14 protein-coding genes are annotated in these 15,724 nt (G+C 68.6%); 8 read left to right on the top strand and 6 right to left on the bottom strand.

Going from position 1 to position 15,724, the window contains the following annotated elements; translation table 11 throughout:
• Positions 1 to 170 precede the first annotated feature (170 nt).
• Positions 171 to 935 (bottom strand): winged helix-turn-helix transcriptional regulator, encoded by a 765-nt coding sequence (locus NA4_RS20085; RefSeq protein WP_067471938.1) that lies wholly within the window; start codon positions 933 to 935, stop codon positions 171 to 173.
• A gap of 284 nt (positions 936 to 1,219) precedes the next feature.
• Here NA4_RS20085 and NA4_RS20080 point away from each other — a divergent pair, with 284 nt between their 5' ends.
• The 6 genes from NA4_RS20080 to NA4_RS20055 all read left to right on the top strand — a co-directional run bounded on the left by NA4_RS20080 (position 1,220) and on the right by NA4_RS20055 (position 5,439).
• Positions 1,220 to 2,020 carry an LmeA family phospholipid-binding protein gene (locus NA4_RS20080; protein WP_067471935.1) on the top strand — a complete coding sequence of 267 codons (801 nt, stop codon included), beginning with the start codon at positions 1,220 to 1,222 and terminating at the stop codon, positions 2,018 to 2,020.
• Entirely contained in the window at positions 2,017 to 2,460 is a 444-nt protein-coding gene (locus NA4_RS20075; protein ID WP_067471933.1) for a thioredoxin family protein, read from the top strand. Before NA4_RS20080 ends, NA4_RS20075 begins: the two co-directional genes overlap by 4 nt.
• 338 nt (positions 2,461 to 2,798) lie before the next feature.
• Entirely contained in the window at positions 2,799 to 3,368 is a 570-nt protein-coding gene (locus NA4_RS20070; RefSeq protein ID WP_084497261.1) for a DUF4395 domain-containing protein, read from the top strand.
• A gap of 30 nt (positions 3,369 to 3,398) precedes the next feature.
• A complete protein-coding gene (locus tag NA4_RS20065) occupies positions 3,399 to 4,232 on the top strand; it encodes a sulfurtransferase (protein WP_067471930.1) in 834 nt (277 codons plus the stop codon).
• Between the two features lie 5 nt (positions 4,233 to 4,237).
• A complete protein-coding gene (locus NA4_RS20060; protein WP_040773727.1) occupies positions 4,238 to 4,543 on the top strand; it encodes a DUF1416 domain-containing protein in 306 nt (101 codons plus the stop codon).
• A 188-nt stretch (positions 4,544 to 4,731) separates the two neighbouring features.
• A complete protein-coding gene (locus NA4_RS20055) occupies positions 4,732 to 5,439 on the top strand; it encodes a heme-binding beta-barrel domain-containing protein (RefSeq protein WP_067471927.1) in 708 nt (235 codons plus the stop codon).
• 229 nt (positions 5,440 to 5,668) lie between these two features.
• Here the strand turns inward: NA4_RS20055 and cydC are convergent, their stop codons facing one another.
• From cydC to NA4_RS20025, 5 genes are all read right to left on the bottom strand, one after another.
• Positions 5,669 to 7,720 (bottom strand): thiol reductant ABC exporter subunit CydC, encoded by a 2,052-nt coding sequence (cydC, locus tag NA4_RS39260; RefSeq protein ID WP_245671498.1) that lies wholly within the window; start codon positions 7,718 to 7,720, stop codon positions 5,669 to 5,671.
• Positions 7,721 to 7,796: 76 nt separating this feature from the next.
• Positions 7,797 to 9,692: an ABC transporter ATP-binding protein/permease gene (locus NA4_RS20040; protein WP_067471924.1), complete on the bottom strand. Its 1,896-nt coding sequence runs from the start codon at positions 9,690 to 9,692 to the stop codon at positions 7,797 to 7,799.
• A gap of 4 nt (positions 9,693 to 9,696) precedes the next feature.
• Positions 9,697 to 10,728: a cytochrome d ubiquinol oxidase subunit II gene (gene cydB / locus NA4_RS20035; protein ID WP_067471921.1), complete on the bottom strand. Its 1,032-nt coding sequence runs from the start codon at positions 10,726 to 10,728 to the stop codon at positions 9,697 to 9,699.
• A 9-nt stretch (positions 10,729 to 10,737) separates the two neighbouring features.
• A complete protein-coding gene (locus tag NA4_RS20030) occupies positions 10,738 to 12,231 on the bottom strand; it encodes a cytochrome ubiquinol oxidase subunit I (RefSeq protein WP_067471918.1) in 1,494 nt (497 codons plus the stop codon).
• A gap of 201 nt (positions 12,232 to 12,432) precedes the next feature.
• On the bottom strand, positions 12,433 to 13,353 hold the full coding sequence (locus tag NA4_RS20025) for an aminodeoxychorismate lyase (RefSeq protein ID WP_067471916.1): 921 nt from the start codon (positions 13,351 to 13,353) through the stop codon (positions 12,433 to 12,435).
• 435 nt (positions 13,354 to 13,788) lie between these two features.
• On the opposite strand from NA4_RS20025, the gene ygfZ reads away from it, so the two are divergent.
• A complete protein-coding gene (gene ygfZ, locus NA4_RS20020) occupies positions 13,789 to 14,904 on the top strand; it encodes a CAF17-like 4Fe-4S cluster assembly/insertion protein YgfZ (protein WP_084497262.1) in 1,116 nt (371 codons plus the stop codon).
• 102 nt (positions 14,905 to 15,006) lie between these two features.
• Positions 15,007 to 15,714, top strand: a complete 708-nt coding sequence (locus NA4_RS20015) for an MOSC domain-containing protein (RefSeq protein WP_067471910.1) — start codon at positions 15,007 to 15,009, stop codon at positions 15,712 to 15,714.
• The last annotated feature ends 10 nt before the right edge of the window (positions 15,715 to 15,724 follow it).

The following is a 15,724-nucleotide window of genomic DNA, read 5'->3' as shown; positions in this document are numbered from 1 at the left end:
TGACGCTCGCTCACTGGCCTCCGTTCTTCGAGCCATCGAACCCCGTGCACGTTCCCGCTCCTGGCAACGTCATGGGAGCCGGCCGCATTTCGATATCGATCGGTCGCGATCCGTCCGCCGATCGCGATACGGGGGCTAGCGGCGGGAACGCGGCCATCGGCCGCGAGGACTCACGTCGCGGAACCGTTGATCGGCGCGAACGGGGAATCGTCGGTGCCCTCGTTCTCATCGTCGGGGAAGTTCACCGGCTCGCCCTTGCCTGCGGTCCGCGACGGACGCACGGCCTTGTAGCCCACGTTCCGGACGGTGCCGATCAGGGACTCGTACTCGCTGCCGAGTTTGGCGCGCAGCCGCCGGACGTGCACGTCGACGGTGCGGGTGCCGCCGAAGAAGTCGTACCCCCACACCTCCTGCAGCAACTGCGCGCGGGTGAACACCCGGCCCGCGTGCTGCGCGAGGTATTTCAGCAGCTCGAACTCCTTGTAGGTGAGATCGAGCGGGCGGCCGCGCAGCCGCGCGGTGTAGGTGCCCTCGTCGATCACCAGCTCGCCGAGGGTGATCTTGCCGCTGTTCTCCGGACTGGCCACGCCGCCGTTGCGCCCGACCAGCAGGCGCAGCCTGGCGTCGAGTTCGGCAGGCCCGGTGCCGGGCAGCAGGATGTCGTCGAGCCCCCAGTCGGCGTTCACCGCGACGAGGCCGCCCTCGGTGAGCACCGCGACCACCGGGACGGAGGAGCCGGTACTGCCGAGCAGGCGGCAGAGTCCACGGGCGGCGGCCAGGTCGGTCCGCGCGTCCACCAGGGCGACATCAGCGGTGCCTGCCTCGAGCAGTGAGGCCACTTCGGTGGGCGCGGGGCGCACATTGTGCGCGAGCAACGCCAGCGACGGCAACACCGACTCGGGGTTGGGGTCGGAGGTAAGCAGGAGCAGCTCCACAGGCCCTCCTCCCATCTCGTAGCTCCGCGGATGCGGCAGCACCGCCGCGGCCACGTTCGCTAATCACAGGTAATCGGATGCAAGATTAGCGCGTAACCCCGGATGACCACGCATTCCGGGGTCGGGCACCATCCCGGAGGACACCAGGGAGCCGGGTTCGGGCCAACCGATAGGGTGCGTACATGGGTTACGCGTCGGGCAGACCCGGCGCCCGCGGGTTGCCCGGTGCGGAATTCGAACGCGTGCCGCGTGGCGCGGCCCGAGACCCGGAGAGACGGGGGAGCATGCGGAAGCTGATCATCGGTCTGCTGTGCCTGACCGCATTCGCAATCGTCGTCGACTTCAGCACCGCGGCCTATTCGGAGTACCGCCTGTCACGGGCGCTGCGGGACGGCGCCGATCTCACCGCGGACCCCGAAGTCACGATCAACGGTTTTCCCTTCCTCGGCCAGGCCTGGGACAGCCGCTACGACAACGTCGAGATCCGGGCGCGGGCCAACCGAGACGACATCCCCGGCGAGACCGCACTGGAGGCGACGCTGACCGGCGTGCGGCTGCCGCTGGGCGAATTGGTCGACGGCAGTCTGCGCGGCGTCCCGGTGGAACGGGTGGACAGCAGGCTGCGGGTGGAGCCCACCGAGCTAGGCAGGCTGTTCACCATTCCCGACCTGCAGGTGCACTCGCGCCCAGCGGACAAATCCGATGGGACCGGCGGGTCGGGCGGCTCCGGCATGACCACCACGGGCGCGCTGGTGCTCACCGGCACCTTGCCGGAGATCCCCGGCGCGCAGTACGGCGGCGAGAAAGTCAGCGTGCAGGCCGATCTCTTCCTCGATGGCGACCAGGTGCAGATCGTGGCGACCGGCTTCTATCGCGGCAGCCCCGGCACCGAGACCATGCCTGTGGCGGTGATCACCGAGGCCGATCGCCCGGCCGTGCTCGCCAGGTTCACCCGTACCATCGACACCAAGGAGTTGCCGTTCGGTGTCCGGCCCGCCAAGGTCTCCGCCCAGGGCGGCCAGATCGTCGTGGAGGGCAAGGGCGTGAACGTCACGATCGACCTCGACCGATTGCACCGACCATGATCGAATTAACCATCCTGGCAGTGGTATTGCTCGTCGCGCTGGCCGTTGGCGTCCTGCTGCGCCGCCGCCATGGCAAGGTGCGCGCGGGGAACGCCATCGAGGTGTCCGAATCGGGGCGCGCCGAACTGCTCGCGGCGGTCGGCGTGACCGGTGCAGGCCCCGCGGTGCTGCATTTCTCCGCAGAGTGGTGCGGACCGTGCGCCGCTGTTCGCCGTGTGGTTGCCAGTGTCACGGACCAGTTGGCGGGATCGCCGCAACCGCCGCAGGACATCGAGGTGGATATCGACGCCGAGCCCGCACTCGCGCGCGAGCTGAACGTGCTCTCCCTGCCGACCACGTTCGTCTTCGACGTGGCGGGCAAGGAGCGGTTCCGCATCTCGGGCGTGCCGAAGGCCACGGATCTACATTCCGCGCTCGAGCCGCTCACCGTGGCCGCATAAGGCCGACCGGAGCCAGCGCCTGCCGCGCAGCCGGCGCCGAGGCAGCCGCCTGAGCTGCGACGACAAGGCCCCTCGACGGATGTGACGCCCCCCGGGTCCAATTCCCCTGCCGAATTGGGTAAACTCCTTCCCGTGCTTGCCAACCACGAGCTGATGCTCACCCGACGCCGCACAGTGGATCTGTGTCGGCTCGGTGGTTGTTGCTGCCTGTGCCGCTGATCGGTCGGCCCCCGAATTCCCTGACGCCGACCGCTGCCCGCCGCGCGAGTGATCCCCGATCCCCCGGCGAACTGGCAATTTTCCAGTTATCAGACATATTCAGCGCAGGAGTACGCACAATGTCCACCGAAATCCGCAATAATTCCGGAACGACCCCTCCTTCCACCGGCCAGGTCGATGTCCGTGGACCGCGCTTCACCGCGTGGGTCACCACCGGGGTCCTCGTTCTGGTCCTGGTCGCCGCGGCGTTCTCCGCGGCCGCCGCGGCAGTGCTGATCGCCCTGCAGGCGGTGGCCTTCGCCATCGGCGCCGCCAATGGTCCGCGCCGCCACCCGTACGGCCGGATCTACGCAGCGTTCGTCGCACCCCGGCTCGCGCCGCCCAGCGCGACCGAGCCGGTGGCTCCGCTGCGGTTCGCACAGTTGCTCGGCCTCGTCTTCGCGGCCGCCAGCCTGCTGGGCTTCGCGCTCGGCTCCACAGTCGTCGGCGCCGTATTCGCCGGCTTCGCCCTGTTCGCGGCGTTCCTGAACGCGGCGTTCGGGATCTGCCTGGGCTGCCAGATCTATCCGCTGGTCGCCCGCCTCCGCCGGACCGGTCCGGCCGGCGGGGTTCGCGAGTCCTCCTTCGTCACGCGAGCTCCCGCCGCAGGCCCGCACGTGAACACCGCCGGGTCCCCGGCATCGAACTGAACCCTGCACGTCATCTCTGAAAGGAAAACAATGGCTCGCTCCGATGTCCTGGTCTCCGTTGACTGGGCCGAAGAGAACCTCCACGCCCCCGGCGTCGTCTTCGTCGAGGTCGACGAGGACACCTCCGCCTACGACGGTGGTCACATCGAGGGTGCCGTCCGGCTCGACTGGAAGAAGGACCTGCAGGATCAGGTTCGTCGCGACTTCGTGAACCAGGAGCAGTTCTCCGACCTGCTCTCGGCGCGCGGCATCTCGAACGACGACGAGGTCATCCTGTACGGCGGCAACAACAACTGGTTCGCCGCGTACGCCTACTGGTACTTCAAGCTGTACGGCCACAACAACGTCAAGCTGCTCGACGGCGGCCGCAAGAAGTGGGAGCTCGACGGCCGCCCGCTGTCCACCGATGCGGTCAACCGGCCGGCAACCCAGTACAAGGCCGCCGCGCCGGACCTGTCGATCCGCGCGTTCCGCGACGAGGTCATCGCGGCCATCGGCGCCAAGAACCTGGTCGACGTGCGTTCGCCTGACGAGTTCACCGGCAAGATCCTCGCTCCCGCGCACCTGCCGCAGGAGCAGAGCCAGCGTCCCGGCCACATCCCCGGCGCCATCAATGTGCCGTGGAGCAAGGCCGCGAACGAGGACGGCACCTTCAAGTCCGACGCCGATCTGGCCGAGCTCTACAAAGAGGCCGGGCTGGACGGCGAGAAGGAGACCATCGCGTACTGCCGGATCGGTGAGCGTTCCTCGCACACCTGGTTCGTTCTGCAGGAACTGCTCGGCCACCAGAATGTCAAGAACTACGACGGGAGCTGGACCGAATACGGCTCCCTCGTCGGCGCACCGATCGAGTTGGGAGAGTAATCAATATGTGTGCAGCACCGACACAGGGCCAGGCCATTCCGGCCGGCGTCGATGTGGAGAAAGAGACGGTCATCACCGGCCGCGTCCTGAGCACCGACGGCCAGCCGGTGGGCGGCGCGTTCGTGCGCCTGCTCGACGGCAACGGTGATTTCACCGCTGAGGTCGTCGCGTCCGGCACCGGTGACTTCCGATTCTTCGCGGCTCCCGGCGCGTGGACCGTCCGCGCGCTGTCCTCGGCGGGCAACGGCTCCGCCGAAGTGCGCCCCGAGGGCGCGGGCATCCACGCTGTCGACGTCGCGGTCGCAAAGTAGAGCCACCGCACTCGCCGAACGGCCCCGGAGCTTCCTCCCAGCGAAGCACCGGGGCCGTTTGCGTGCAGCGGCGCGGATGTCGTTAGACTCCAAAACGTGGTCCTCTTCTTCGAGATTCTGCTGGTGGCTGTGGCCGTGCTGATCGGCTGGTTCGGCCTGTACGTCTTCTACCGGCTGTTCACCGAATCATGAGCGAACTCGCGAGCGAAGGTTCCGATCCGGCCGAGCGAGCGAGTGAACAACTGAACGGCAGCGCTCCGGCCGACACCGCTGCTCGCCGCAGCGGCGACCAGGCCGTGGCCGACGCTGCCGAGCGGGCGAAATCGACCGGCGTCCGCAATATCCCGGTCCTACCGGATCTGCCGCTGCCCGAGGAAACCGCCAATCTGCGGCTCGGACCGGATCTGAGTGCCTCGATGCTCGCGCTGCTGCCGCTGGTCGGCGTCTGGCGCGGCGAGGGCGAGGGCAACGATCCCGAGCGCGGCGACTACCGGTTCGGCCAGCAGATCATCGTCTCGCACGACGGCGGCGACTTCCTCGCCTGGGAATCCAAGTCCTGGGTCATCGATACCGAGGGCAATTACGGCGGCCCCGATCTGCGCGAGAGCGGCTTCTGGCGGGTCGGCATCGACGGCAACGACGAGGTCATCGAGCTGTTGCTCACGCACAGCAGCGGCATCGTCGAGCTGTTCTACGGACAGGCGCTGACCCAGTCGTCCTGGGAGCTGGCCACCGACGTGGTGGTCCGCAGCCAGTCCGGCGTCGTCGTCGGCGGCGCCAAGCGCCTCTACGGCATCGTCGAAGGCGGAGACTTGGCCTACGTCGAAGAACGCGTCGTCGCCGACGGCCCCCTCGAACCCCGCCTCTCCGCCCGCCTCCAGCGCTACATCGGCTGAGACAGAACAGAACAGCCCCCGAGCCGTACCGGTGCGGGGTTATGCGCACGGGTCCGGTCGGACAGACCGGGGCTCGGGGGCCGGGTGACTGCCTGGAATTCGCTCAGCGCTCGCGCGGGCGAAATCCACCTGCAGCGGTGGCGCTAGCGGACAGCCACCTCACGTGTCCTAGAAATATCCATTTTTCGAACCACCTCCTTCCTCGTGTACGAACGAATCTAGCGAGGCATCAGTTGGTCGGCAACGGAATTTCTCGGTGGGCGGAAGGGGAGGCGCCGCGCGGTGTGCCTTCGGCCACGAAATCGGTTGTCACCTGGCCTGACGCATCGATATGCAGCACCGTGTCGGCTCGATGATCTCGCGGCAGTTGATGCGTGACGACGACCACGACGCGATCCGGTTCGACCAGGCCGCTGTCGACGTCCAGCAGGGCGCGCAGCAGCCGCGCTCCGGCCTCGGCCTCCACGTGCTCGGTCGGTTCGTCGAGCAGCAACACGCGAGCGGAGGATACGAGAGCACGCGCGAGCAGGATGCGGCGACGCTGACCGCCCGACACGGCCGCAGCTCCCCCGACCAGATCGGTGCGCACTCCCTCCGGCAGCCCGTCCAGCCAGTGACCGAGACCGACTGTCCGCAAGGCTTTCTCGGCTTCCGCCTCGGTGAGATCGCCGCGCGCAACCCGCAGATTCTCCAGTACCGAGGTGCCGAACAGGTGCGCGTCCTCGGCGAAGAAGGTGACGCCGGGGCGCGGCGTGCCGAACAGGCCGGCCCATGCCATCAGCAGCGTCGTCTTCCCGGCGCCGCTCGGCCCGACCACCGCGATCCGTCGCCCCTCCGGCAGCTCCGGCACTCGGGCGCCGGTCGCAAGCCAATCGACCGTCGGCTTCGACCTGTTCACCGCACCACGCTCGGTGTGACGCGGACCGGGGACACCCTTGGCGGCATCCCCAGACGCGGTCATCGCCGCAGTGCGGGAATCGGCGTCGATCGGTGCCGCGATACCGATGTGGTCGATCGCGCCCCATGCTGCGACACCGACATCGGACGAACCAGTCGGGGCTGCCGCGACTTCCGCGTGCGCAACGTCTGCCATCCCATCGGTCGCAGGAGTGTCCGCGAGAGGCTGCGCGACGACCGGCGCGCCATCGCCGGTTCCAGTTGCCTGTGGCTGCCGCTGCCTTCGATCGGCCGGGCGCGGGGCTGCGGACGGGCTTCCTCCGGCCGCGTCCACTATGCGATGCAGGGCCGCGCGTGCGGTCGTGAGAGCCTGCGCGGCAGCGGGTAGCGGGCCTACCGCCTCGAAAGCCGACAGGGGCAGCAGGACCAGCACGGTGAGGGCCATGGGCGTCATCGCGCCCGTCGTCCCGCCGTCGGGACCGTAGAGGGTGATGCCGATCAGCAGAGCGCCGAGCACGCTGGCGCCGATCGAGAGTGGCGTGGCAGCCGCCGACCAGGCGCTGTGCGAGGCCGCGGTGTCCTCCGCGGCGACGGCCCGGCGTGCGGAGTCCGCCGCCGTATCGAGCGCGGCATCGAGCCGTCCCGCGACGCGAAGCTCGGCCGCGTGGTCGAGGACCGTGAGAGCCCGCGCAGTGAACTCGGCGCGATCGGCACGCACGGCACGCTCGGCCTCGCGCGCCGCCTTGGCCGACAGCCACGGAGCGACGACACCGGACAGCGCGAGCGCACCGGCCAGGATCGCGGCGGCAGCCACGGATATCGTCGCCAGCAGGCCGACGGCAGCCAGGGAGAGCACGACGGCGACCGCGACGGGCACGAATACCCGCACCACGACCGCCCCCAGATCATCGATGTCGCTGCCGATCCGGACCAGGAGATCACCCCGGCGCGGCGGAGTGGAACCGCGACCATCCGCCTGCGGCGAGCTCGATTCGCCGGTAGCTCCGCTCGACCGCTCAGGGCGACGGAGCCAGAAGTCCGAGCGTGCCAGCGTTCGGTAGACCGTCGTCCGTGCCGTCGTCATCGCGCGCAAAGCCACATCGTGGGTGGCGAGACGTTCCATGTACCGGCACAGACCCCGCGAAATGCCGAGAGCGCGAACCGCGACCACGGCAATGCTCAGGTCCAGCACCGGCGGCATCTGCCAGGCGCGAGCGATCAACCACGCGGCCAGTGCGGCGAGACCGAGCCCGCTGCCCAACGCGAGCACACCCCAGGCGATCGCCACCGCGACCCGCCAGCGGGACAACTCGAGCAGCGCCCACATCCTGCGCAGGTCCGCGAGCAGCATGGAGTCGGTGCCGCGTGAAACGGTTCGCGTCATCGCACCGACTCCGGTGCCACCGCCGGGCGCGAGATCAGCACGTGGCCTCCTCGGCCACCAACGAAGTCCAGCGTGCTCATCGGACGACCTCCCCCTGCTCAGCGCGAACCTCGACGATATGGTCGGCTGCGGCCAGCACGGTCGGGCGGTGCCCGATGACGACCACCGTCGCGCCCGCGCGAGCTCGTACCTGAAGCGCGGCCAGCACGGTGGCCTCCGCGGTGGCGTCCAGATGTGCCGTGGGCTCGTCCAACAGCAGGATCGGGCGGTCGGCGACCAGAACCCTCGTCAACGCGAGGCGTTGGCGCTGGCCGAGTGACAATCCGACACCGCCGGGTCCGACCACGGTGTTCCAACCGTCGGGCAGCTCGTCGAGCACGGCGTCGAAACCGGTGGCAACGCAGGCCTCCTCCAAGTCGTCGACAACCCGGGCCGGTCCCCGCGCGGAACGGTCCATCGGCTGGGCGCCGAGCAGTTCGAGGTTGTCCCGCAGCGTGCCGGGCACGAGCACCGGCCGTTGCGGCAACCACGCCACACGCGCCCACCAGCGTTCTGCGTCCAGGTCGCGCAGGTCGACCCCGCCGACTTTCACCGCACCCCGATCTGGCGTGATCAAACCCAACATCGCCTGTACCGCCGTCGATTTGCCGCTTCCGTTCGGACCGGCGAGCACAGTCACGGAGCCGGGCGAGAAGGTCGCCGACAGCCTCGCGGGCGCGAATCCGTCCCGCGCGCGCACCGAGAGGTCGCTGACCTCGATCAGGCCGCCGCCGGCGGGTTCGACCAGATCACTGCCGCGGTGCACCGAGGCGGATGGAATTCCTATCGCAGGAACAATGTGGTTCGCACGGCTGTCCTTGTCAGGCGGAGCATTCCGGTCCGGCGCTGCCTTCGGTATGGACACGTCAGCACCGCCGGCAGGCGCCGATTCGAGAATCGAGAAGGCCTTGTCCGCGGCCGCCATGCCGTCCTGGGCGGCGTGGAAACGCTCACCGACCATCCGCAGCGGCAGGTAGACCTCGGGCGCCAGGATCAAGGCGACCAGTCCCGCATACAGGCTCATCTCGCCGAACACCAAGCGCAGCCCGATGGAGACGGCGATCAGCGCCACACTCAGCGTCGCGAGCAACTCCAGCACCATCGAGGACAGAAATGCGATACGCAGGGCGTGCATGGTACGCAGCCGCAACGCGTCACCGAGATCTCGCACGCGGTGCTGCATGGTGTGGCCGCGTCCGGCGATTACGCCCAGGGTGCCCGAGTCGGCAGGTCCCGCGTGTGGGGAAGGCTCAGGGGCGGCTTCGGCCTCGCCGGTCTCCCGGCCGAGCGCGCGCAATGTCGGCATGCCCGCGAACAGGTCCAGCAACTGGTCCGACAGCCGGGTGGTGGCCGCGAGCGTGGCTTCGGCACGACCCTGGGTCAGCAGCCCGATGAGGATCATGAAGACCGGGATCAGCGGCAGGGTGATCACCACGATCACACCGGAGGTCAGATCGTGCGTCGCGATCACCGCGAGCACAATCGGCGGAACCAGTGCGGCCAGCAGCAGCGCGGGCACATAACCCACCAGATAGCCGCGCAGCCCGGACAGCCCGGCGCCGACGACCACGGCCAATTCGGTTCGGCGCGCCTCCAATTCGCGCGGAGGCAGCCGCGCACCCGCCGCGAGCACTGCTGTTTCCAGCTCCGCCACCACGCTCGCGCCCGCCCGATGTGCGAGCCGAGATTGGAACCAGGTGGCCAGCACCCGGACGGCGATCGCGAGCGCGAGGACGGTCAGTTCGATCGTCCACGCGCCGAGGGTGCGGCGGCCCGGGTCGGTGACGACCCCTGCCAGCACCCGTCCGACCAGTACCGCCGCCACCACGATCGCCCCGGTGATCAACAGCGACAGCGCGACGCTCAGCGCCAGGTAGCTACGTGCCGAGCGGGCGTACCGCCACAGGCGCGGATCGATCGGCGGACGAGCCATGGCATCAATCCTGCACGGGTCTCGCGGGCAGGCCCACCGGAGCCGGAATCTGCTCGACGGTGATCCGCTTGCGAAACACCCAGTACGTCCACCCCTGATACACGACCACCACCGGCGCAAGGAACGCCGCCGCCCAGCTCATCACCTTCAAGGTGTAGGGCGTCGAGGACGCATTGTGGATGGTCAGGTCGAAGGCCGCGTCGATCGTCGATGGCAGCACGTTCGGGAACAGCGACCCGAACAGCAACGCGGTCGCCGCCGCCACGGTCACCGTGGTGCCGGTGAACGCCCACCCGTCGCGCTGGGCGAAATCAGCCGCTGCCGCGACGAGCAGTCCGAGCACCGCCAGCGCCAAGGGAATCCAGGTCCATCCGGTCCCGTAGGACACTTGGGTCCACAGCCCGAATCCACCGACCACGACCACGGCCGGGAGCAGCAGCAGCCGAGCCGCACGCCGAGCGTCGTCGCGCACCTCGCCGCCGGTCTTCAGCACCAGGAACATCGCGCCGTGCAGCGCGAACAGCAGTCCGGTGGCCAATCCGCCGAGCAGGGCGTACGGCCCGAACAGGTCAGCCACCGAGCCTGCGATCTGCTTCTTCTCGTTCAACGGAACCCCGTGCACCACGTTCGCGAACAACCAGCCCCAGGCGACCGCCGGAATCCAGGAGCCGATCCCGATGCCGATGTCGCAGCGGGCTCGCCACCGCGGGTCATCGATCTTGCCGCGGTACTCGATGGCACAGATGCGCAGGATCAACGCGACGAGCACCAGCAGCAGCGCGAGGTAGAAGCCGGAGAACAGGCTGGCGTACCACTCCGGGAACGCCGCGAACATCGCGGCGCCCGCGGTGATCAGCCAGACCTCATTGGCATCCCACACCGGCCCGATCGTGTTGAGCACCACGCGCCGTCGCGTATCGGACCCCTTGCCGAGGACCGGCATCAGCATCCCGACGCCGAAGTCGAAGCCCTCCAGCACGAAATAGCCCGTGAACAGCACGCCGATCAGGACGAACCAGAACTCTTGCAAACTCATCGCCGGCTCCTAGTAAGCGAACGAAAGTTGTTCGACGGCAGGTTCTCCGGCGCGGCCGCCACCGGAAGTCTCGTCGGTGTCGCGCGACTCGCTCTTGGCAGGCGCGGCCGGATCCGGTCCGTGGATCACGTACCTGCGCATCAGGTAGAACCACACGACCGCGAGTGCGCCGTACAGCAGCGTGAAGGTGATCAGCGAGAACAGCACGACGCCGGGCGAATGGTTCGAGACACCCTGCTGCACGGTGAGGCGCAGGTTCGGGTCCCCGGTCGGATTCGGCACGACCACCCACGGCTGGCGACCCATCTCGGTGAACACCCATCCGGCGCTGTTGGCCAGGAACGGCGTCGGGATGGCGAGCAGGCTCAGCCAGGAGAACCACTGCTGGTCCGGTACCCGGCCGCGGCGGGTGAGCCACAGCCCGGCCAGGGCGAGCAGCGCCGAGCCCGCCGACAGACCGATCATGGCGCGGAACGACCAGTAGGTGACGAACAGGTTCGGCCGGTAATCCCCGATGCCGAAGTGTTCGTTGTAGGCCTTCTGCAGGTCGACGACGCCGTCCAGGGTCACCCCGGTGAACGAGCCCTCGGCCAGCCAGGGCAGCACATACGGCACCTCGAGCACGTGCGAGACGCTGTCGCAGTTGTTGTGCGTGCCGACGGTGAGTACGGAGAAGTGGGGATCGGTCGCAGTGTGGCACAGCGATTCCGCCGACGCCATCTTCATCGGCTGCTGCTCGAACATCAGCTTGCCCTGGACGTCACCGGTGTAGACCAGCGCGGCCAGCGACACGATCAGCACGCCGATACCCGCCCGCGCCGCCGGTCGCCACATGGTGCGCGCCTCGGCGAGTTTCACTTCGTCGCGGGTGCGGGCGTTGCGGACCATCCACCAGCCCGCGATGCCCGCCACGAATGTGCCCGCGGTGAGGAACGATCCGGCGACGACGTGCGGAAAAGCGGCCAGCGTTGTGTTGTTGGTGAGCACCGCGACGATGCTCTCCAGCTCGGCGCGCCCGGTTTCCGGGTTGTACTTGGCGCCGACCGGATGCTGCATGAACGAGTTGGCCGCGACGATGAAGTAGGCCGAGGCGTTCACGCCGATGGCTACCATCCAGATGGCGCCGAGGTGCAGCAGTTTCGGCAATCGGGTCCAGCCGAAGATCCACAGCCCGAGGAATGTCGACTCCATGAAGAAGGCGACCAGACCCTCCAGGGCGAGCGGGGCGCCGAATACGTCACCGACGAAGCGGGAGTACTCGCTCCAGTTCATGCCGAACTGGAACTCCTGCACGATGCCGGTCGCGACACCGAGCGCGAAGTTGATCAGGAACAGCTTGCCGAAGAACTTGGTCAGTCGCAGCCAGTGCTCCTTGCCGGTGATCACCCACGCCGTCTGCATGGCGGCGACCAGCGGCGCGAGACCGATGGTCAGCGGCACCAGGAGAAAGTGATAGACCGTCGTGATGCCGAACTGCCATCGGGAGATGTCCAAGGCGCTCAAGCCGACCTCCTGCGTATCTACGACGTGTCGTAGTAAGACTACGCCGGAGGTAGTCCTCGACAATGAGTCCTAGGCCACGACCTCCGCGGGTCTTTCCGCCCGAAATCCCGGTTTCCCGTGCTCATCGCCACCCCGCGCCCGCCCGAGTAGGACGGAGATCACGGAGCGGGCGATGAGCAGCGAGGCGGCACCGCCGTCGACTTACCAGTCGCCGATCGCGCCTGCCCGCTCGATGCCGCGATTCACCAGCTGGATGATTTCCTCGGCGTTGTCCGGCGCGGACATCCGCAGCCCGTCCAGCGAATTCACCCGCGCCGCCAGCGAGATGCTCGACAGCATCCAGATGCTGTCGCAGGTGAGCAGGTCGGCGGTGAACAGCGAGTCGTAGCGGCACTGCCAACCGGCCTTCTCGGCCTCGACGAACAGCGCGCGCTGGGTGACCCCGGGCAACACGCCGTTCTTGGCGGGCGGAGTGATCAACTGCTTGTCGCGCGCGATCACGACGCTGGAACGCGGACCCTCCAGCACGCGGTTCTCGGTGCTGGTGAAGATCACGTCGTCCGCGCCCATCCGCGCGGCGAACCGGAGCGCGGCCATATTGGTGGCGTAGGACAGCGTCTTGGCTCCCAGCAGCTGCCACGGCGCGGCCTGCGCCAGGTCGATCGAGATGCCGCGGGACAAAGTCACCACCGCGACGCCTTCGGTGCGGGCCTTCTCGACGCGCTCGGGCACCGGCACAACCAGGACGAAGGCCGTCGGCACCGGCACGGCGGCGGCGAGGTCACCGGTCTTCACCTTGTCGGGCGAGCCGGAGAGCTCGGAGTCGCGGCCCCGAGTGAGCACCAGCCGCATGAGCCCTTCGCGCTCGCTGCCCCACTCCTTCGCGGCGGTCTCCACCGCCTCCCGCCATTTCCCCAGCTCCGGTTCGGGCAGATCCAGCGCCTGTGCGGAGCGACGTAATCTGCCTAGATGAAATTCGATCGCGCACGCCACCCCCGCGCGCACTAGCACCGTTTCGAAGACACCGTCGCCACGCAATACGCCAATATCGTCCGCAAACAACAACGGCGCGTCCGCATCCCGGACCGCGCCATCGAGTGTTACCAGAACTCGATCCACCATGCGTCGAGCGTAGGCGGTAGGGGCGGACAATGCCTACGTCACGGCCGCTTTCGCAAGACCTTTTGTCAATGTTTCTTGCGGCATCGGGCGCAATACTCGCAAAATGCCGATCCGCTATGTCCAGCTCCGGCTCGGCGGCCCGGTGCTCCCACCAGTGTTCGCCATGTAGTCCACCCTTAGCCCGCGCCGGGGTGAGCGCAGGCAGAGGCAGCCGCAGAAGGAGCGCAGCCCGACGAAGTCCGCCCTTAACCCGCGCCGGGGTGAGCGCAGGCAGAGGCAGCCGCAGAAAGGACACGGCCGGGCGAAGTCCGCCCTTAACCCGCGCCGGGGTGAGCGCAGGCAGAGGCAGCCGCAGAAAGGACACAGCCGGACGAAGTCCGCCCTTAACCCGCGCCGGGGTGAGCGCAGGCGAGGCAGCCGCCTAGAGTGGAGAAGGTGTCCGTGGTCGTTGCGCCCAGCCCCATCCTCAGTGTGTCGGGAGCCGTGGCGGGAGCGGCGGGTTCGCCCGACGCCGCCGTCGCCTGGCACTACGGCGATCCATTCGGCGAACAGCGCGCCGCGGTGGACCGCGCCGCGATCGTCGACCGATCGCATCGCTTCGTCCTGCGCATCACCGGCGCGGAGCGCCTCACCTGGTTGCACACCATCACCAGTCAGCATGTCGCCACACTCGCTGACGGGCAGTCCGCGGAGAACCTCGACCTCGATCTGAACGGCCGGGTGCTGCACCACTTCGTGCTCACCGAGCTGGACGGCGCGGTCTGGATCGACACCGAGGCCGAGCGCGGGGCCGACCTGCTCGCATTCCTGCAGAAGATGGTGTTCTGGGCCGACGCGCAGCCGGTCGAAGCCACCGACCACGCGGTGCTGAGCCTGCTCGGACCCGCCGTCGCCGAGCTGACCGAGACGCTCGGCATCGGCGCACTCCCCGGCGTGTACCAGGCGACGCCGCTGCCGGGTGGCGGGTTCCTGCGCCGCATGCCGTGGCCGACGGCGGACTCCTTCGATCTGGTCATCCCGCGCGACCAGCTCGCCGACCGGTGGGCGCAGCTGACCGCGGCCGGGGCGGCTCCCGCGGGGATGTGGACGTTCGAGGCACTGCGCGTCGCGGCCGTTCGTCCCCGGATCGGACTCGATACCGACGAACGGACCATCCCGCACGAGGCCCACTGGATAGGTGGCGTCGCCGAACACGGCGCCGTCCATCTCGACAAGGGCTGCTACCGCGGCCAGGAGACCGTCGCCAGGGTGCACAATCTGGGCAAACCGCCGCGGCATCTGCTGCTGCTGCATCTGGACGGCTCGGCCGACGAACGCCCGGCCGCCGGGGACGATGTGACCGCGGGCGGTCGCGCGGTCGGCAGGCTGGGTACGGTCGTCGATCACTACGAACTCGGCCCCATCGCGCTGGCCCTGATCAAGCGCACGGTACCGGCCGACACCGCACTCGTCGCGGGCCCGGTCGCGGCGGCCATCGATCCCGATTCGGTGCCCGCCGACAACGTGCCGCAGCCCGGCCGGGCCGCGGTCGACCGGCTCCGCGGGCGCTGAACTTGCTGACGAACGATTGGCCGGCCAGGGGTTTCACCCCGCCGGCGTACCCATCCCCGCTCAGCACCGAGCTCCCTACCCGTCACGAGAGGAGCGCTGTCCATGCGCATCGGTGACTCCGGAGAGGTCCTCGCGACCTGCGTCGTGCACGCCGACCTCGAGGTACCGGGACGAGTCGGTCGCACGGCGATCGACAAAAGACCGGTAGCCGGCCGGGTCGGGGTGCGCGTTCTCGGTTTGGACGGCGACCACGTCTGCGACACCAAGCACCATGGTGGCGTGCACCAGGCCGTTTATGCCTACGCCGACGAAGACGCCCGGCGCTGGGGCACGGAACTCGGCCGCGAGCTGCCCGCGGGGTGGTTCGGCGAAAACCTGCGCATCGCCGGCCTTCCGGTCAGCGACGCGGTGATCGGCTCACGCTGGTCGATCGGCGACACCCTGCTGGAAGTGAGCGCGCCGCGGGTGCCGTGCGCGACGTTCCAGCACTGGAGCGGCGAGCGGCAGTGGGTGAAGCGGTTCACGCTGCGCAGTGACACCGGCGCCTACCTGCGCGTGCTCACCGAAGGCACGATCGGCGCGGGCGATCGGGTCACGGTGGTGCATGTCCCCGAGCACGGCATCACCGTCCGCGACTTGTTCACCGGCGCCGATCTCGGCCTGCTCGCGATCCTGCTGGCCGAAGAGCCGACCATCTCCGACGACGTGCGGATGCAAATCGAACGGCACGCGCGCAGGCAGACGAACGCCGCGCGCGCCGCCGCACGCCGGGACGGCGTGGAAGAACCGAGTATCGGAGCGCAGTCGTGAGCGAGCGTCA

Source organism: Nocardia amamiensis NBRC 102102, assembly GCF_001612745.1.
GTDB classification, from domain to species: domain Bacteria; phylum Actinomycetota; class Actinomycetes; order Mycobacteriales; family Mycobacteriaceae; genus Nocardia; species Nocardia amamiensis.
Note: the sequence above shows the minus strand (reverse complement) of the source record. Positions and strands in the feature narration are given on the sequence as shown.